Genomic DNA, 21,486 nt, shown 5'->3' on the forward strand with positions numbered 1-21,486 from the left:
AGGCATTGTAAGTTCAGGTATCCGGCCCGAGAAGGTATTCAGCCAGTATTCCTCCTGCTTGCTCATACTTCCCGATTTTATGAGATTATTTTCCCATTCGCAGAAATCTTTGTATTGAAGCAGCATTTCCGGCAATTCTTGCCTATTATACAGAGTGAAAAATTCTTTCATCAAAATTCGCATAGAACTGCCGTCAAAAACTATATGATGAATATCATGTATCAGAATATGCTTGGTTTTTGATAAGGAAATAAGACCAACCCTTATAAGGGGTGCCATTTTCAAGGTAAAAGGACGTATAAATGCTTCAATAATATCCCTCACCTGTGATTCCTGTGCGTCAATGTACTCAATCGTAAAGTCGATATCTTTGTGAATTACCTGAACAGGCTCATCATCTATCACCTTAAATGTGGTTCTGAAGGCTTCATGTCTTTGTATTAATACTTTAAAAACTTCTTCCAGATGGTTTCTATCCAGTTCCCCTTCAATAATATTTACACCCGGTATATTGTAGTTTGTTGTTTCCCCGTCCACCTGACTCATTATATACATTCTTCTCTGGCCTGAAGATACATGATAGTATTCCTTTTCCTCAGCCACCGGAATCAGAGTTTTTCTATTATATTTTAATTCATTTGACGTATTACTGTCACAGGATTGAGTTGCCTCAATGAACTTTGCAAAATCATAAACTGAAGGATTATCAAAAAAATCACTTATATTTATGTCGAGATTCATAAGATTCTTAATACCGCTTACTATATTTATGGCAAGTATTGAATCTCCTCCCATACCATAAAAATCATCATATATATTAATTTCGTCCAATCCCAGTGCTTCTATCCATATTTTCCCTACTATTTTTTCAATCTCAGTATATGTCTCCCCCTCTTTTCCTTTTAAAACAAAAGAGTGAATTTGTTCCTTTGCCCTGCTATTTCTTCCAGAAACTGATTTCTTTAATTCCTGCTCAATTTTTAGTTTCAAACTCTGTGACATTCTTATAAAATTCTGTTGAGAAGACAGTATCGAATCACTGTAATCCAATTCTCCGATTATAACTCTTTCCATATCACTTAGTAAGGCTTTTCCAAATGCTTCTATTCCATCCTGAGTACTTATAGCTTTGAAAACATTATCCTTGTTTACTCCATAGTCTGCGGCCATTCCGGTTTCCTTCCACGCAGGCCAGTTTATGGTCAATGTTCTTTTTCCAAGTCTGTTTCTATAATGGGTGTATGCATCCAAATATGCATTTGCCGCTGCATAATCGCTTTGTCCCTCACCGCCTAATAAACTCTTTATTGATGAAAAGAGAACGAAGAATTCCAATTCATCATTTTCTGTTGCACGGTCAAGATTATATGTACCAATTATCTTTGAAGCCAGGACTTTTGAAATTTGATCTTCATTTTTTGTTATGATCAAGCCGGCTCCCGGCACTCCCGCACTGTGGATTATTCCGTTGATTTTCGTGTATTGAGTCCTCAATTGATTAATAACTGCAGAAACTTCCTCGTAGTTGGTAACATCTGCCCGGTAATACGCAATATTTGAACCTGTACTTTCTATTTCTAATATCGATTTTATCTTTTTACCGAGCTTTTCATTTTTATCATCTTTGATAATTTCATCCCATTTATCTCGTTCAGGAAGCTCAGATCTGGAAAGCAACACAAGGTTAATGTTTTCCTTTGAGGCAAGATATTTGGCAATTTCAAGTCCGATCCCCCCAATTCCTCCTGTAATGATATAAACACCCTTTTTATTTAAAACAAGATCATTTTGTGGTATTTCGGATGCTGCTATGGATTCGAATATCTCAACATATCTCTTTCCGTTACGATACGATACTAAAAAGTTCTTATTGCCCGAGCTGATTTCTGGAACCAGTTCTTTTGCAGTCATATTGTCATCGACATCTATACATCTAACTTTTATATCCGGGTATTCCTGTCCTACAACCTTCCCATATCCAAAAAGTGCAGTATTTTGCGGGATTATTACCTCTTCCTTTCCTGTAACCTTATTGGCATATCCTGAAATGAGTACAACATCAAGCGCCCCCTTCAGCTTACTGTTTACTAAGGCTCTGGTAAGGTAAAACATCGTGTATATGGATTGGGATGGATTCCCGACTGTTTGATTTATTTTTTCACCGCAATCACTGGTTAGTTCTGATAAATACAAAATCTGAGTTATTTTATACCCAATAGTATCGCTTATTAATTTTGCAAAGTCCTCTTCTCCTATGCCAACAGTGTACCGGTACTCGCTAACTCTGTGATAGACCGTCCCTACATCCACTTCTATGACACTATTCTGTCTTTGTTTTAATTCAGATATTATACTTTCTGCATTTACACCATCATCTTTTATAACTAATATGGTTTTGCCGTCTTCTTCAATATCTTCACCTGAATTTTTCTCCTCTTCCCACTGCAACCTAAAGAACCAGTCGTCTTTAGTTTTGTTTTTTCCTATCGTATGACTAATATCCTTTACCTTTTTCATTGTAAAATCATGAATTTTTACAACGATTTCTCCTGCTGGATTAATAATGGATAAGTTGTGTTTTATAATTTCTTTACTTCCATCCCTTTCAGGGAGTTGGTTTATATACACATAACTATTTGCGGGTATAGGTTTGAATATCTCTATTTTTTTATATGTAAAAGGTAAGTAGAAATACTCGCTGTTTACGCCTAAAGCAGTAGCATTGTCCAAAATTGCGGGATGAAGCACGTATCTGTCAACTTCTTCAGAAAGATGGGGTAAGGGTTCAATATATACAAGAACTTCGTCATCTCCGCTTCTGATACTTTTCATACACTGCCATCTTGAACCGAAATTCATCTTTTGGTTATAGTCGAACTGAAAGGTCTGTTCACTGCCAAGCTTTGAAAACAGCTCCTTCATATTGATGGTTTGTTCACTTTCAAGCTTGCTGAATGCCAATTTTCCGGTAGCATGGAGATTCCATTTATCCTGACTATACGCTTCATCGGCTTCCTCACAGCTGGCTACTGAAAAATACACTTCTCCATCTTGTTCTCTTATGCATGTATGCGCACTTATTGTTTCATTTTCTCTTACTATCAACGGTGTATAGAACTGAACATCCTCAATGCAGGCTACATCCTTTCGGTAGCAGTATTTTGCTGCTTGTACGGCAATTTCAAGGTAAGTCGTTCCCGGAACCGCACTGATACCGCCAATTGAATGTTCACTTAATACCCAATGTCTGTCTATGTTAAAATCTGTTGCGAATATAACTTCATTGATTGTTTTAACTAAACATCTGTCAAGGAGAGGATGGTCAATCTCCTTATAGTATTCTTTAGTATTTAAAACTTCATTTTTTCTATCATTGTCAATTTGTATCCAACATCTTTTTTGTGCAAAGGGATAAACAGGAATGTTAACTTTAGTGTTGTCTTCATCTTTATATAAATCCTTCCAGTCAAATTCGGCACCTTGAATATATAGAGTGCATATGTCAAATAACAAATTCCTATCCCTCTTACCGTTGCAAACAAATTCATTAATTTTCGCCAATGCTCTTTTTAATATATCGGCTTCAATAGCTTCCCTTGTTTTGATATCTCTATTATGGGGATAATTATTTTTTGATTCTCCATAAAAAATGCCCTCGGCATTGTTATCATCCAATTTTATGGATTCAAGCTTGCGGATAATATCTTGCAAGCTTTCTCCCGGTTCCAGAAAAACGGCAATTCTATACTTATAGTGACCTCTTCCTGCGTTTGAAGTATAACATATATTTCTGAAACCTTCTTTTGTTACCCTTCTGAAAAATTCTATATATGTATCAATTAGCCTTTGAAGTGATTCTTTAGATTTTGCAGAAACAGTAAGCACATTCAGAAAGCCTGTCTCAGAATTAACTTTAGTCGAAGGAGCTTCCTCCAACACCAAGTGGCAGTTTGTACCACTTAATCCAAAAGAGCTGACTCCACACCTTCTAGGGGAGCCTTCCGTATCCCAATCCATAAGTTTATCTGCAATATATACCGGAGAATCTACCAGGCTTAATGCCTTGTTGGGGCTATTAAAGGAAGCCAAGGGAGGTAGTTTTCTGTTTTTTAAAGCCAACACCGCCTTTACGAAGCCTGCAACCCCGGCAGCAGTGTCAAGATGTCCCAAATTTGTCTTTACAGAACTTACGGCACAAAAACCCTTTCTATTTGTATAACTTCTGAATGCACTGGTAATTCCGTCTATTTCTATTGGATCACCGATTTTAGTACCAGTTCCATGAGCTTCTATGTAAGCTATTGTTTCAGGTTCAACCTTTGCATCCTTCCAGGCCATTTTTATAACATCAGCCTGTGCTTTGGGGTTGGGGGCAGTTATGCCGTTTGAACTACCATCCTGATTTATGGCAGAACCTTTTATAACGGCATAAATCGGATCACCGTCCTTCAAGGCCTTTGATAAAGGTTTCAACAATACGGAAACTACACCTTCACCTTCTCCGGTGCCGTCAGAACTATCATCAAACGACTTGGTTCTCGAATCAGAAGACTCGATTCCAAGTTTATTTTCATACTCGAAAGGGGCCAGTATTATTTTTACAGCCCCGGCAATTGCCATATCACAATCACCCGACCTTATTCCCTGACACGCACAATGTATAGCCACTAGTGATGAAGAACATGCGGTGTTTACTACGATACTTGGTCCTTTTAAATCCAAAATGTAAGATATGCGGCTTGCAATGACGGATGTAAGGTTTCCTGCTTCGGCAACAGAAAATGATTCAGGCTGGGTATCCAATATTAATCTTTTATATTCTGAATCACCACGGAATCCCACATATACTCCTGTCTTAGTTCCCTTGAGTCTATCTCCTCCGTATCCCGCATCTTCAATAGCATTCCATGCTGATTGGAGGAATAATCTCTGATTAGGGTCCATTAACCCAGCCTCTCGTGGTGAAATCCTGAAAAATTCACAGTCAAATTTGTCTATTTGGTTCAGGTATGCCATTTTTCTATATCTAATGTTAGAAGACTCTATTCTTTGGTAATCCAAAAAATCATCTATGTCGCTGCGTCTATTATCAGGAAATGGACATACACAATTGATTTTATTACTTATAACATCCCAGTATTCATTTATATCTTTTGCCTGAGGCAAATTAACAGCCATTCCTATAACAGCTATTTGCTCTTCTGATTTTGTATTTTTCTGTTTTAAAACCTTAATCATTTCATATGCTTGTTCTTCACTGATGCTTCCCTCTAGTACATTCTGTACTATTAACTTTTGTATCCTTTCCATAAATCTTATTCCTCTCTAAACAGTGATTTGACTGCCTCATCAAGATTAATCGAACCATCTTTCAGTTGGCTGAAAATATTACTTACTTCCTTTTCAAAACTGATTTCGGTCTTTTCCTTCTCATGTTCTGTTAAACTATTCTGGCTACTATATATATAGGAGGCTAATTTTGAAATAGTAGGATATGAGAATAAATCTGTAACAGTTGTAGCTCCGGGATATATTTTGTCCAATTTGGAATGCACCTTTAAAATTTTTAGAGATGTTCCTCCACTCTCAAAGAAATTGTGATTTATACCAATACCTTTTTTCCCCAGTTCGTCCTCCCAAATAGCTATCAGCTCTTCTTCTATTGAATTGGTAGGAGCTGAATATTCCTCTGTTGCAGGTATAGCGTTATTGGGTTCAGGTAATGCCTTTCTATCTATCTTGCCGGTTACAGTAACCGGTAATTTTTCAAGTTGTATATAATACGAAGGAATCATGTACTCAGGTAATTTTCTTTTTAATAATTCCCTGATTTCCCTCCCATCTATATTTACACCTTCCCGTGCAATAAAATAAGCTACCAGATAGCTGTCGCCATCAGATTTTTTATATGCGTTGACAATGCTCTTTTCTATACCGTCCAATGTATCTATTATTGCTTCTATTTCATTTAATTCAACCCGGAGTCCTCTTATTTTTACCTGATTATCATTTCTCCCTATGTATTCCAAACTACCATCGGGCAATATGCGTCCCAGGTCTCCACTTTTATATACCCTACCATCTCCGGTGAGTGGGTTTGCAATGAATACGGAATCTGTCAATTCCGGCATATTCCAATATCTTAATGCAAGGCATTCGCTTTCATATACAATTTCGCCAACTTCATATACTCTTGCTTCCTCATTATGCTCATTAATTATCAGCACTTTTACTTCATTAACCGGATACCCTGCTGATACTGTTTCCCTTGGGATAACAGTTTCTTTATCAATAAATTTAAATGTTGCAACCAGTACTTCTGAAGCACCAAGGAAATTTACAAATTTGCAGCTGTCAGAAAAGTACTTTCTATAAAGCTCCACGTCACTTTTATTAACAGCCTCTCCTCCCAATATTATCAGTCGCACTTTATAAAGCGTTTTCTCTTCACTCAGCTCTTCAATAAAATATCTGTAGACCATTGGTACTGAGTGGAATATAGTAATTTCCTCATTTATTATAAGATGTCCAAGATCCCTCATGTTTCCTTTGGATTTTAAATCAAATATGCAGAGAGTACCTCCGCTCAGTAATGTACTGAAAATATCTATTATTCCTACTGCATGACTGTATGAAGTGAGTAAAACAAGTTTATCCTCGCTATTAATATGTAATTTGTTTATGTAAGTACCCATGAATCTCAGGATGTTACTATGGTTTTGTACTACTCCTTTTGGCTTGCCAGTTGAACCTGATGTATATAAAATATAGGCCTCCCGCCCCGGGTCAACATTTATATTAAGATTTCCATCTGAATTATTTCTATCAATATGTTCAGTATTTATTATCTGAACTGAAATTTCTCCTAAATCTGCCAACCTTTTGGCTAGTTCCTCCGTATTGCTGTTGCACAACAGGACACCTGCACCTGAATCTTTAAGCATATATATTAGTCTTTCCTCAGCATTGGATGGCTCAAGGGGCACAAAAATCCTTCCCGTCTTCAATACACCCAGTATTGCTGTAACCATGTCAGCTCCATGCTCGAATAACAGTGCAACAGGCTTGTTTTCAACGTCCTTATATGCGTCAATGTAGCGTGCTATCCTGTTTGATTCTAAATTTAACTCCTCATAACTAATTTGGTAATTTCCATTCTTTATGGCAGTTTTATATTTGTATTTGCATACCTGTTTCTCAAAATACTTCACTATCGATTGTTGCAGCTCTTCTTCCGGGAATTTTACAAAGGGAGTATCTAAAGTAACACTATCTTTAATCCGTGGTAAGCTACTTTTGCAGAATATTCTGTAATCAGATATAGGTTTATCTGTATCAAGTACTACCTCTTCGAGTAATTTTAAATATTCACCCATAAGGTATTCAATTGTAGAATGTTTAAACAGACTTGTCCGGTAAGTGCAGGTAAATCTGATATCGCCTCCCTGCTCCTGGAAATACATAGTGATATCAAAGGTTGTTGTATTACTCTCACATTGACATGGTAAAAACTTTACATTATCTATATTGCCGGAAGAATAGCCTCTGGAAGCGCTGTAGTTCTGCGAGTTAAATATGGTATCAAATAAAGGATTCCTTCCTAAATTTCTATTAATATTTAATTTACCCAAAAGCATGTCAAACTGATAATCTTGATTGTCAATAGCTCTGAACATGGTTTCGCTTACTTCAATTGCATATTCTCTAAATGTTTTGGCTCTTTCAGGATTACTCCTTATAGCCAAAGTATTTATGAACATCCCAACTATATTTTCAACTTCTTCATGGTTTCGTCCTGAAACAGGTATACCGACCACAACGTCCTCACTGCCTGATGCTTTTGCTAAAATAACTTTGTATGCAGCCAGTAACAAACAAAATAATGTCATGTTTTCATGATTTGCAATTTGTTTTAACCTGTTACCCAGTTCCACCCCTGTTGTAAAACTGATTTGTCTGCCTGAGTAATCAGGTGTATTTGCTCTTGAATAGTCAGTTGGAAGGTCTGGTATATTAATTTCCCCTTTAAACATATTGAGCCAGTATCTCTCCTGGCTGTAAAGCACCTCAGAGTTTAGTATATTGTTTGTATACCACTCTGAAAAGTCTTTATATTGTATTTTCAGCTCAGGCAGTATCTCATTATTGTATAGCTTAATCAAGTCATTTGATATAATATCCTTTGATGATCCGTCAGAAATTATATGGTGCATGTCCATTATTAATATATGCCTGTCTTGGGCCTGTTCAACCAACCCTACTCTGAATAAAGGAGCTTTGTCTAAATCATATGGCCGTTTAAAATCATTAAGTAACTCCTCTGTTTCTTTTTCTGATTTTATGAATTCAATTTCAAAATCAACATCAGTATTTATGCATTGAACAGGCTCGCCGTCTATGTTTTTGAATGAGGTTCTAAGTCCTTCATGTCGTTTAATTAAAGATTTGAATGTGCCTTCCAAACGTTTCAAATCAATGTTCCCTTCGATGTATAAAGCATTTGACAAATTATAGCTTAAATTGGAGTTATCAAACTGGCTGATAAAATACATCCTTTTCTGCGCTTCTGATAAAGGATAGTACTCTTTTTCCTCAGCCTTTTGTATAGGTTGGAATAAATTATTTTGTGCCTCTTTAATTTTGTAATACTTAATTATTTCTTCTTTACGGCTTTGAATAAGCTCACCGAGTTCTTTATCCATAACTCCTTTTGGAGCTTTACATCGTAAGGATTCGCCTTCTACCCATAACTTTATATCTTTATTTTCAAGCTCATTTATTATTTCATTTATACTTTTGTCAAAACTGCTATTACTGTATCCGTATGTAAGCTCACCCATGTTTTCCCTCCTGTAGAAGATGGTTAAAATTCATATTCTTCATATTTCTCATCAATTTGCATATTATCTTTATCAATTATTTTAGCCAGTTCCGTAATTGTGGGATTCTGTATAAGACACTGCAGGGTTATATCCTTGTTAAATATTTTCTTTATATGTAGCTTTAAGTGTATAGCAATTAATGAATCTCCGCCCAATTCAAAAAAACTACTGTATATACTTACCTCCTTGAGCCCTAAAACATAGGCCCAAGCTTTAGCCATACTTATTTCGGTATCACTGTATATGCCATCATCCCTGCCCAGTATCTTCGTATTTTGGTAGTCATTGGCATTGGTATCGCCATAATCATATCCACTCTCGGCGTTGATTATTTTTGCGTTAATTTCATTTGCTAAATTAATGCTTTCCTCCTGATTCTCGCCTTTTGAATCAAGAGCATTTACTACAATTATCCTGTTAACTTGGTTATGAATTGCCTTATGAAATATATCAATAGCCTGGTCTGTTTGAAGGGCTTTGGAATCATTGTCAACATCCAGCCCGTAATCTACTGCCATTCCTACCTCTTTCCAAGCCGGCCAGTTTATCGTAACTGCACCTTTTCCATTTTTATTTCTATATGCTTGAAAAGAGTCCAGATAAGAATTTGCGGCAACATAATCTCCCTGCCCCGGACCTCCTAAAATTGAAGCTAATGAAGAAAACATTACAAAGAAGTCTAAATTCTCATTTTCGGTAAAGTATCCTAAATTCCAGGTTCCATGCACTTTAGGTAACAATACTTCTGTAAATGTCATTTCATCCTTGTTTAAAATAAAAACCATCGCCTGCAACTCCGGCACAATGCACAATACCGTTAATCTGGTTATAGGATGCTTTAATTTTCTTCATTAAAACTTCCATCTTCTCAAAATCAGAAATATCTATACTATAATAATCCACTTGACTTCCTGACTTTTCAATCTCTTTAATACCCCTGATTTTATAACACATCTTTGCATCGCTATTTTCTTTCAGTATGGCTTCCCATTCACCCCGTTCAGGGAGTTTTGAACGATTAAGCAGAATCAATTTAACATTCCCACGGGAAGCAAAATATTTACATATCTCTAACCCTATTCCTCCCAAACCGCCGCTTACTAGATAAACTCCTCCTTCACGGACAGTAATACCTCTTCTTTTTACACTATCAAATTTAAGACTAATATATTCCTCTATGTACCTTGCTCCATTTCTGTAAGCAGTTAAATACTCCTTAAAATCACCGGATATTTCATGTATAACTTCGTTTATACTCGTATTCTCATCTATATCCAGAAATCTGCACTTTATATTGCTATATTCCTGTCCGATTACTTTTCCCAACCCAAGTAAAGTAGCATTTTCCGGGGATATCTTTTTTTGATTTCCAACTACATCGTTTACATACTCAGAAAGTAAAACTATTTCTACGTCAAGTTCTGTATTACAATTCAATATAGCTTTGACAATATAAAACAGACTTTTTACACCCTGCTCTTGTGAATGTTCCAGCTGAGATATATTATCTATTTTTCCACCGCTGCACATTGTAAGGGTGTGAATAATCTGTATTGATTTCCTATTATCCGTTAAAGCTTTTAGAAGGTTTGTGTAACTATTTTCGTTATTTTCAACCAAATATTCATACTCAGCTTGCTTAATAAAACGGTCACCTATTGAGGCTTCAAATACTGATGTACCGTTTTGTCTCAATTTGCCGGCAATAGCTGAACCAAAGTTTTCATTGTCTTTTAGGACTAACACAACATCAAGCTTTTTTTCTGTGTTATTACTTATAAGCTTTTTTTCAACCCATTTTGTTGTATAGAAAGATTTCACGGATACATCTGTGCTACGATTTTTTTTGTTTTTCACTTCCAGCCAACATCTGTTCTTTAGAAATGGATAAGTAGGTATTCGTACTCTTCTGCTGCCCCCACCTTTATATAACCTATCCCATTCCACATTAGCGCCCTGTACATATTTTTCGCATATATAATACATAAGTTCTTTATTTTTTTGAGAACTATTTATAAAATTATCCATACTTTTATTTGCAATATCACTAAGTTCGTTTCTTTGATTCTCACTGATTTCATTTCTATGTCTTGACTTATCTAACATGGATGCAATCTGATATTCCCCATAAAAAACCCCTTGACTTTTATTAGTGTCAATTCTATATAAATTAATTGAATCTAACTTCTCTTTTATACTTTGTCCATAATCAACTACTAAGGCCAATCTATATTTTGAATGTTCTCTCCCTGTATTCGCAGTATAGCAAATATTATTTAAATCGTTGTCGGAAGTCTCTCTGAAGAAATCTTTATATAGCTGAACCAGTTGTATGAGTGATTCCTTTGATTTTGCAGAGATTGTAAGTACGTTTACCTGCTCTGACCTTTTTGGGAAGTTTTCTTTAATTCGAGGAGCCTCTTCTAAAACCATGTGGCAATTTGTTCCGCTGATTCCAAAAGAACTGACTCCACATCTGATTTTTGCATCCTCGGAAGGGACTTTGATTATTCTGTCATTGATGTATACAGGTGAGTTTGCAAAATCTATATTATGATTAGGTCTGTAAAAATTAAGTAACGGAGGAATTTCCTTTTTATTTAAAATCAGTACTGCTTTTATCAGTCCGGCTATACCCGCTGCATCATCTAAATGGCCCAAATTAGCTTTTACCGATCCCACTGCACAAAACTGCTTTTTTTGTGTATAATTGCTGAAGGCTTTAGTTATCCCTTCTATTTCGATGGGATCTCCTAACTTTGTTCCTGTACCATGAGCCTCCATGTAGGAAATTGTATCAGGTTCTATTTTCCCGTCCTTCCATGCCCTAACTATAACATCTTCCTGTGCTGCCGGATTTGGAGCAGAAATTCCATTGGATGTCCCATCCTGATTTATTGCAGTTCCTTTTATTACTGCATATATATGATCTCCATCTTCAACTGCTTTACTCAGGGGCTTTAGCAATACAGCTGCAACACCCTCCCCTGAACCCGGACCATCTGAACTATCGTCAAATGTTCTGGTTATCCCTTGGGGAGAACTTATTCCGATGTTTACTCCATCCTTAGGCTCTTCAGGAAGATATCTGAGCTTTATTGCACCGGAAAGTGCCATTTCGCATTCTTCATTCCGTATTGCCTGACATGCCTGATGTGTTGCTACCAGGGATGATGAGCAGGTTGTATCAATTAACATGCTTGGCCCTTTGAGATTTAGTATGTAGGATATTCTGCTTGCTACAATAGCCTTTATATTGCCGGGAATGGACAGATAACGCTGAGAGGGATCAACTGCTTCTATAAATTGCTTATATTCATAATCAAACTCTACACTATATCCTAAGTACACCCCGGTTCTGGTACCCGCAAGTTTTTTCCCTCCATATCCAGAATCCTCTATTGCCTTCCAGGCAGTTTCTAGGAACATTCTCTGCTTGGGGTCCATTAATTGGGCTTCCTTAGGGGATATACGAAAAAAATCATAGTCAAATTTATCTATCTCTTTAAGATAGGCATATTTTGAGTATCGTATTTCATCAGGTGATTTTCCTTGCGCCATCAAGTAATCATCAGTATCCTGCTTTCTTTGTTCTGAAAATTCGCTCCTACAGTTAACACCATTTCGTAAAACCTCCCAAAACTCATCTACATTTGACGCTTTAGGAAATTCACAAGCTATCCCTATTATAGCTATATCTCTGTTTGAAATGGCTTTTATTAAACCATCTTGTTCATTAAAGACATTAGAATTTTTTGTTTTGTCCAGATCTAAAAGTTTTTTAACCATTATATCCCCCATTATCAGATAATTATTTTTCGGTAGTTGATACTACTGAAAATCAGCGTCCCTGAAAAGATGTCCCAGACCGGTTTCGTCAAAAATCTGCTTAAATCTTTCTTCTTGTTCCTTAATATCAGTCTTTTTTGTAATAAACACTGTTTTTAGCATCCTTAGTGCTTCCGTCAATTGTTCAAGAGAAGGTTCCATATTGTTACCTTCCAGTTCCGCCAGTAATTCCTGTACTCTCCGGTATGGCTCAACAACACCTGCTACATATTTATCGTTATCCCAATTCTTGTTTTTAGTGCATACTGCTATTGCGAGACACCTGACTATAAGTTTTAATCTTGAGTCTTTACTATCACAATTACGGGGTTTAAGCTTATCTGTCAAAGAGGAAACATCTTCATTGTTGTCATAGGCATAAGCCAATATGTCAGGTGTATTCCTTTTTGCCAGATTCTTCAGCACTGTTTTAGGCCCCATTTCAACAACGACCTCAACTCCGCATCTTTGCAGAAACTCCATGGATTCCTGCCATCTTACAGGACTTATTATTTGCGATTTCAGGTTCTCAGGTATGCTCTCCTTTGAAACATACGGTCTTGCGGATACGTTTGATATAACCGGATACTTTAATTCAACGAATTTATACTTTTTTAACTCTTCCCTCATTTCTTCTGCCGCAGGGTTCATTAAAGGACTGTGGAAAGGTGCACTTACTTTTAGCGGTATTATTTTTGCACCTTTTGCCTTGAGGTTGTCCGCAGCGAGGTTCACCGCTTCTTTATGACCTGAGATAACAATCTGTTCAGGTGAATTATAGTTCGCTATAACTACTACTCTTGATTCATCGGAGTTCAGTCCGCACTCTTCTTCAACCTCTCTTCTGCTTATGCCCGTAACTGCTGCCATAGCACCGATACCAATAGGTACTGCCTTTTGCATAAACCTGCCGCGTTGCCTTACAATTTTAACAGCATCCGAGAATTCAATCGCCCCTGCACATGTCAAAGCTGATAGTTCTCCAAGGCTGTGTCCGGCGCAATAATGGGGTTCTATGCACAATTCCTGCTTGTATACCCGGAATTGTGCAACACTTAATGTTAAAATAGCAGGCTGTGTGTTTTCAGTTTTTGCCAGTTCTTCGGAGTCTCCTTCAAAACATAGCTTTTGAAGGTCAAATCCTAAAGTATCATTTGCCTCTTCAAAAGTTTCTCTCGCTATAGAGTGGGCATCACAGAGACTTTTCCCCATCCCCGTATATTGGGAACCTTGTCCCGGAAATAAAAAAGCAATTTTGTTCATATTTATTCCCCTTTTAATTGATATTTTCTGTTAGTGCCTCAATTACCCTGATATATGTTTTTATCATTTCCATCACCTTTTCCTGTCTCAACCTGTGATGGTTATAAATACATATAAAATCTATTTCCTCATCTGAATTGTTCACTTTTAAGATGACATCATATATGTCCGAAAGGTTCTCTAATTTATAGTCTGCAAAGGAAAAAGATGATGCAATCGAATAATTGTCCCTGCTCAGTTCAAATATATCTCTATCATCCAAGTTGTACGTGTATAAAGCTTCATCACCTGTACATTTTTCATAAACTGTCAGCAGAAGGTTTTCTATACTTGAAATCTCTGACATATCTATGTCCAATCCACGAACACCGTCCAAGACCTTTGGCTCCCTAAGAATATTGGCAGAGATTTCATCCTCTTCTGTTATTTCATGCAAGAGATACATATATGCCGTTAAAAGTATGTATTGTACTTCAATATTTTTCAAGCCGGCCAAGCGACTTAATTTTTCCTTTAAAGCCTCGGGAATCTTGAATACAAAAGTTGAATGTTCTACCGGGCTATCATCTGTTCTAAAATAATCTTCTGGAAATTTAACGGTCTTTATATGGACTTTCTTTTTATCTGCCTTTTTCTTCAATATTAACTCAGTCAATTTTGAAATGGTGGGGTATGTAAACAAATCAGCCACACTTACTTTTGACGGGTAAACACTGTTTATCATCGAATGAACTTGAATAAGAAGCATGGAATTACCTCCTATTTCAAAAAAGTTATCTTCAACACCAATCCTTTCAGTTCCAAGAACTTCATGCCATATATTGACCAACCTGTCTTCTGTCTCATTCTTTGGAGCAACATATTCTGTCTGTGTAAGCAAATCTCCGCCGGGTTCAGGTAATGCCTTCCTGTCAAGTTTCCCATTCTGAGAGAGGGGAATTTTATCTAATTGCACAATGTAGGAAGGAATCATATACTCAGGTAATTTTTTAGCCAAAAAGTCCTTCAATTCCTGAATTTTTATGGCTTTTTCTCCGACTACGTAGGCACACAGGTATCTATTAGAATTTTTCCCTTCCCATGGTATAACTACTGCCTGATTTATAAGGCTATGGTTCAGAAGTTGGTTTTCAATTTCCTCCAGTTCAATCCTGTAACCTCTTAGCTTTACTTGATTGTCGCCCCTGCCTAAATATTCTATTTCTCCATTTTCAAGTATTCTGGCCATGTCACCTGTATAATAGATTCTGTCATCGGCAGTTTGATTAAACTTATTTCGGGAGAACTTTCTTTCTGTCTCGATTATATCCGTGTAACCTCTTCCTGTATTTTTTCCACCTATGGCAAGTTCTCCGGGTACACCTACAGGCAATAACTGTTTAAATTGATTTACAACAAAAACTTCAATATTGGGAAGAGGCTTACCTATAGTTACAACATCGTCACAGGTTAAATCCTTTGAGGTAGCCCACACAGTCGCTTCTGTAGGTCCGTACATATTATAGACCTTGTTTTTATATTTCTGCTTTAAGCTAATCAGAAGGTTTCCCGGTAAAGCTTCTCCTCCCACTGCCAAGAGTTTTACCCTGTCCCAGATGAGAGAACTGCCCTCAAAATCCAGCAACATTTTCAATCTTGATGGTGTCAAATGAAGTAAGTCTACATTCTTTTCAATGATTATTGAGATTAATACACCAGGGTCCTGCTGTTCCTCGTTTGTGGCTATAACAATGGAAGCTCCATGTGCCAGTGGTAGTAGCAATTCTGACACCGATAAATCAAAAGAGACGGATGCAAGGGCCAAAAATCTATTCTCACAGGAAAATTCTATTCTTTCTTTCATAGCCTGAACAAAGTTTATTAAATTGCCATGCTCAATATATACACCTTTGGGATTACCTGTGGAACCTGATGTAAATATCAGATATGCCAGATTATTTCTTTCGATATCTGTCTCTCTATATATTTGCTCTCCTGTAAAGTACTTATTATCAAAAATATTAATTATTTCTAAATTTGCCTCAGAAAAATCAAACCTATCAGAAACCTTGTCCTCTGTAATTAACAGTCTGGCTTTGCTTTGGCTTATTATACGGGATATCCTGTCCAGAGGATACCTTGTGTCTACGGGCACATACGCCCCTCCGGCTTTTAACACTGCTAAAATGGCTATCATCATTTCAACGGAACGATCCACAAGAATACAGCAGGTCTCTTCTTTTTTCAGACCCCTTGATTGCAAATAGCATGCTAAAGAATTCGCTTTGCTATTTAACTCTCCATATGTAATTTCTTCATTTTTACATATTATAGCAATCCTCTCCGGATATTTTTCAACCTGCTCATTAAATATTTCGGTAAATGTCCTGTAAGGAGGAAAACTTACGGAAGTTTGATGAATTTCAGAAAGCATCTTGTACTTTTCCTGCTCCGGGATTATTTCAAAATCCTTTAATTTTAACTCAGGGTTGTGCGAAGCCTGAGTTAAAACATATATGTAAATATCAATAAATCTTTGAATGGTAGTTTCTTTAAAAAGCATGGTACAATATTCAAATTCCATTTTAAGACTGTTATTATCCTCAGTCCCCTGTAACTTCAAATCAACCTGCGCCTTTTTATTAATAAAATTATATGCCCTGATATCAAATTCGGGATTTTCGACATCTCCTCTTTTCATATTATGAAGAATAAACATAATATCAAATATTGGATTTCTGCTGCTGTCCCTCTTTACTGAAATCATGTCTACAAGATCGTCAAATTGATAATCTTGATTTTGAAATGCTTCAAAGGTCTCCTTTTTAACCAAACCAAGAAATTCCCTGAAAGACATATCACTATTGATTCTATTTCTTAAAGCCAGAATATTTACAAAGTTACCGATAATATTTTGTAAATCAGTATGGTTTCTTCCGGCTGTTGCAGTACCGACAACAATATCATCCTGATTGGTGATTTTGTAAATAAACACCTCATAAATAGATAGCAGTACCACGAATAATGTTGCATTTTCACTTAGTGCAAGATTTTTAAGCCCATTTGTAGCATGAGAATCAATTTCAAAGCTTAAACTGGCTCCTTCGAAGCTCTGTTTACCCGGCCTTATAAAATCATAGGGAAGGTTTACTGCTGGAATGTCCCCGTCGAATTTCCCATGCCAGTATTCTTCCTGATTTTTTATACGATTTTTGTATTCATTGCACTGCTGCCATTCCACATAATCCTTATAAGTAAGCTTTAAAGGCTCCAAATCCTTATCTGAATATATTTCTGAAAATTCATTAATAAAAATCTCTGTAGAAACACCATCAGACACTATGTGATGCATATCTACGCAAAAAATATACTTTTTAGCTTTTATTTTAATAAGGCAGGCCCTTATCAAAGGTGCGCAATCCAATCGAAATGGCTTTACAAAATTGGTTACTATTTCATTTGACCCTTCTTCGCTTTCCTCATAATATTCCATGGAGAAACTAAAGTTGTTGTGTACCTTCTGCATTGGGCTTTGTCCTATGACTTCAAATGAAGTCCGGAGCACTTCATGCCTTTCTATCATCTTTGTAAAGGTATCTTCAAGTTTGTCCCGATGGACTTCTCCTTCTATTTCAACAACTATTGGCATATTGTGAGCAGTACTATCAGGCTCAATGCTTTGCAGCAGATAAAACCTCTTCTGTGCGGATGAAAGAGGATAATACTCTTTTGGTCGCGCCGGTAAAATTTTTATATAATCCTCTTGCTTTGATTCCGTAATATATGTTGCAGTATCTCTTATAGATGATTTCTGGATAAAATCCAGCAGTTGTATATCCTGGTTGAATTCCTTCTTCAACCTCTCTATTAAAATAACAGCACTTAATGAATGACCCCCAAGTTCAAAAAAGCTTTCCACTACGCTAATCTCAGATTTGTCCCTGTCAAGCACCTCTTCCCATAAATCTACAAGTTTCCTTTCCAGGGAATTCTCAGGCAAAATCACTTCTCTTCGGTCATTATGGCTTATTTTCAGTAGAGCCTTTCTGTCAATTTTTCCATGCTGTGTAAGAGGAATTTCTTCTATTTGAGTAATTTGTTCCGGAACCATATAATAAGGCAGGAAACCTGACAAAAACTCCTTTAGTTTATTTGTGTATATCCTTATGTCGGAAGTAATAAAAGCAGTTAATATTTTTTCTTTATTACTATCTTCCTTAACAACGGCTACTGCATCCTTTATTCCTTGGAAATTCCTTATTTGCGCTTCAATTTCGCCTAATTCAATTCTGTAACCCCGTATTTTTATCTGATGGTCAATTCTTCCCAGAAATCTTATATTCCCATCACCTTCACAAACAGCGATGTCCCCTGTACGATATATTCTTTTACCCTCTATGTACGAACTGTTTACAAAGCGCTCTTGTGTTAAGGAAAGATTATTCATATACCCTCTGGCAAGACCAATTCCTGCCAGACACAGTTCTCCGGGTATTGCAACAGGATTCAGTTTTCCTTCATGGTTTAATATCAGGCACTTAACATTGTCGATAGGTTTACCTATCAATACTTTCTGACATCCTTCCTTCAGTTCAAAGAAAGTGCTGCAAACACTGTTTTCCGTAGGGCCGTACTCATTTATTAACCTTACATTTCCAAACGCCTTAAAATGCTGGCTGACCAGATCTGTTGAAAAGCTTTCACCTGCTACGGTTACTACTCTTAAAGATGTCAAATAATCCTTTAGCTGACTTAAAAAAAGCTTATAATAGCTTGGGGTTATAAGAAAATGCGTAACCGGGTTATTTAAAAGTACTCTTTTCAAATGCTCGATATTCAGTTTATGTTCCTCTTCAATAAGAATAATGGATGCCCCTGATGATAAAGGAGTAAATAAATCTTCTATAGAGCTGTCAAATGAAAATGAAGGTATTTGGAGGATTACATCCTGCTGGTCAAAGCTATAACAATTTTTTCTCCATATTATTGTATTTACTATTGATTTGTGTTCTATAAGAACACCCTTGGGATTACCGGTAGAGCCTGAGGTATATATTATATAAGCTAAATCACCGGGTTCTACCTCTTTTTTGTTTTCTATACTAAGTTCAGGAATATATTCATAATCGGATAATTCAATAACAGTACCTTTGAAATCAATTCCTGTTTTTTGCTGAGTTGTGATTAAAAGGACTTGAATATTGCTGTCTTTTATAATGTACTCCAACCTGTCTTTCGGAAGGTTAGGATTTAGAACAAGAAAACAGGCTCCTGCTTGTAGAACCGCAAGCATACTTATTACGGTTTCAATTGTTCTATCGCCTATTATACCTATTATGTGACCCTTACCATATCCATTTGAGTTCAGTACTTCCGCCATATGGTTAGATTTACCATAAAGTGAATTGTAAGTAATGCTACTTTCTTTATCACCGGAGAAGCTGACAAACTTCAGTGCAGTTTTATCAGGAGTTTTTTTAACCTGCTTGTCCACCAAGTCAATAAGGGTAAGCTCTTTTTGGTCTTGTCTCATATTTCCGCTCAGACATTCCAGAATGTTATTTTTTTCAGTCTCGTTAACCAACTCAATATCTTTTATGTAAATATTGAGATCATCCAACATCTGGCTCAATATATTACTAAAAGAATTAAAGATAGCAGAAATTGTTCCGTCCGTGTAAATGATTGAATTGTAAACAATAGAAACCGACAGTTTTTCTATATCCCTTTTAACTGCAACGGCAATGTCATTATGTATACTGTTTCTTTTTATGTCATTTAAAAGCTCCAAGTCATGTATATCTTCCATCATAAACAAATATCTCGTTATACAGTCGGTTTTTTCATGATCAATTTCATTTATGATTCTGTCTACAGGATAATATTGATACTTATATGCCTCCGTTACTGTTTGTTTCAAGGATAAGAGTAAATCCTTCGCCGATAAGCCGCCTTTAATAAAATCGCGTATGACAACATATTTATTGAACCTGCAATCTGCTTTTTTATAAACAGGAACTGCAATAGAGATATCACTTATACCTGAAGTTTTATAAAATAAGATTTTAAAACATTCCAGAAGTATAACAAACATGGATAAATCATTGCCTTTTGATATCTGGAGTAATTTTTCGTATACTTTGCCGCTTAAATCAAAACTACCGGTGCAACTCTCATACCGGGCAGACCTTGGAGATTCTGCGATTATTTCCGTTTCAACGGATAATGCTTCCAGTTTCTTCAACCAGTATTCTTTTGCATTTTCAAATTCAGTTGTTTCAAAAATCCTATTATCATTCACTGTATTTTACCTCACATAAAATCAAATTCTATATCAACGTCATTGTTGCGGTCGGATTGCTTCACATTGACACTGTTTACACACCTGTTGAATTGGTCATATTCGTTATAAAATTTATCGTATAGTTCTTTCATGGCAATTGTCTTGTCCATGTCAACAGCTTTCTTTATGTATGCCCCGCAATAATTGCACTCCTGGCAGTCATTTTTGCAGAACTCTTCTTTTTCGTAAAATGGTTTTATAAAGCCATCCAGTTTTTTATTATCCAAATACGCATTGAAATTGTTGAGTGTTGAAAACATATTTAGTAAGTCCATTAGATTACCGTCATAATCCTCTTTGAAATAATATGAAACTGTTTTAACAGGATCTCCACCCTTAACAAAGGTATGTCTTCCCTGTATTTTAAACCGGTTTATCCCTATGTCGGTATACAAATTGAGGTCTTCCGGTCTTATCCATGAAAGCTTGAGGAGGTTGCTTATATCCTCATATCTCTGTCGAATGCACCTGTGCTCGTAATAATTTATGCTGGTATTGCTTACATTTCCAAAGGGATTTTCCGATACCATATTATAATGGAACATACGGTACACACAGTTTATGGCACATATCTGGTTTGCTATAACCTCAACACCCTCCCCAAAGGACTTACTAATCCTTTCAAGTACATGAAACTTCCTGTTAATTGATTCGTCAGGAACAATTCTGTTTACACCTAGTCTTTTATAATACATAGCCTTATTTACATTTGTAATCTGACAAAGGCAGGATGCTTTAATTTCAAAATCCAATTTCATGGATTTTATTATTTCAATCAAAGGAGGAAGGGCAATGGTCAATTTTCTTACACCCGTTTCATATAAATTCCATAGAAATGTTTTAAGTTCAAGTATCCCATCCTCACTGAATTCCATATTGTGCATGTGTGTGGCATTCAAAGTATAATTAAAGTCAATATTGTGCTGTCTTGAATACTTGATATAGTTATATAAATCCACAAAATCCGTTTCGAGCATTTGTTCCACCAGTCTTCCCGAACCGACGATTCTGCCTTTTGTTATGCTGCCATAGGTCTCGCCTACCTTTGCATGGTCATACTGTTGATTAAGTTGATGATAACCATCTATTGTTTCGTTTTTAAAATCTGCGGGCATACTAAAATACTTAATCATAAAATTTAATCCCCCTCCATTTCTTATCAGGACAAGAATAATTCCTTATTTCTGCCCA

Annotated in this window: 7 protein-coding genes; all 7 read right to left on the reverse strand. The window is 36.4% G+C overall.

All coding sequences use genetic code 11. From position 1 onward, the window contains the following. Positions 1-5,310, reverse strand: a 5,310-nt coding sequence (locus tag L323_RS24440) for an SDR family NAD(P)-dependent oxidoreductase (RefSeq protein WP_020814271.1), incomplete at its 3' end; no start/stop codon positions are given. 5 nt (positions 5,311-5,315) lie between these two features. Further along, a complete protein-coding gene (locus L323_RS24445; RefSeq protein ID WP_020814272.1) occupies positions 5,316-8,840 on the reverse strand; it encodes a non-ribosomal peptide synthetase in 3,525 nt (1,174 codons plus the stop codon). A 23-nt stretch (positions 8,841-8,863) separates the two neighbouring features. Beyond that, on the reverse strand, positions 8,864-9,667 hold the full coding sequence (locus tag L323_RS24450) for a KR domain-containing protein (RefSeq protein WP_020814273.1): 804 nt from the start codon (positions 9,665-9,667) through the stop codon (positions 8,864-8,866). After that, entirely contained in the window at positions 9,642-12,671 is a 3,030-nt protein-coding gene (locus L323_RS0120490; protein ID WP_020814274.1) for a type I polyketide synthase, read from the reverse strand. The genes L323_RS24450 and L323_RS0120490 overlap by 26 nt, the downstream gene beginning before the upstream one ends. Before the next feature lie 42 nt (positions 12,672-12,713). Beyond that, positions 12,714-13,973, reverse strand: coding sequence for an ACP S-malonyltransferase (fabD, locus tag L323_RS24455; protein WP_020814275.1), 1,260 nt, complete (start codon positions 13,971-13,973; stop codon positions 12,714-12,716). Positions 13,974-13,986: 13 nt separating this feature from the next. Further along, a complete protein-coding gene (locus L323_RS24460; protein WP_020814276.1) occupies positions 13,987-20,253 on the reverse strand; it encodes a non-ribosomal peptide synthetase in 6,267 nt (2,088 codons plus the stop codon). An 11-nt stretch (positions 20,254-20,264) separates the two neighbouring features. Next, positions 20,265-21,428 carry a U32 family peptidase gene (locus L323_RS24465; RefSeq protein WP_020814277.1) on the reverse strand — a complete coding sequence of 388 codons (1,164 nt, stop codon included), beginning with the start codon at positions 21,426-21,428 and terminating at the stop codon, positions 20,265-20,267. Between the last annotated feature and the right edge of the window lie 58 nt (positions 21,429-21,486).

The organism is Ruminiclostridium papyrosolvens C7 (assembly GCF_000421965.1).
Classification (GTDB): domain Bacteria; phylum Bacillota; class Clostridia; order Acetivibrionales; family DSM-1351; genus Ruminiclostridium; species Ruminiclostridium papyrosolvens_A.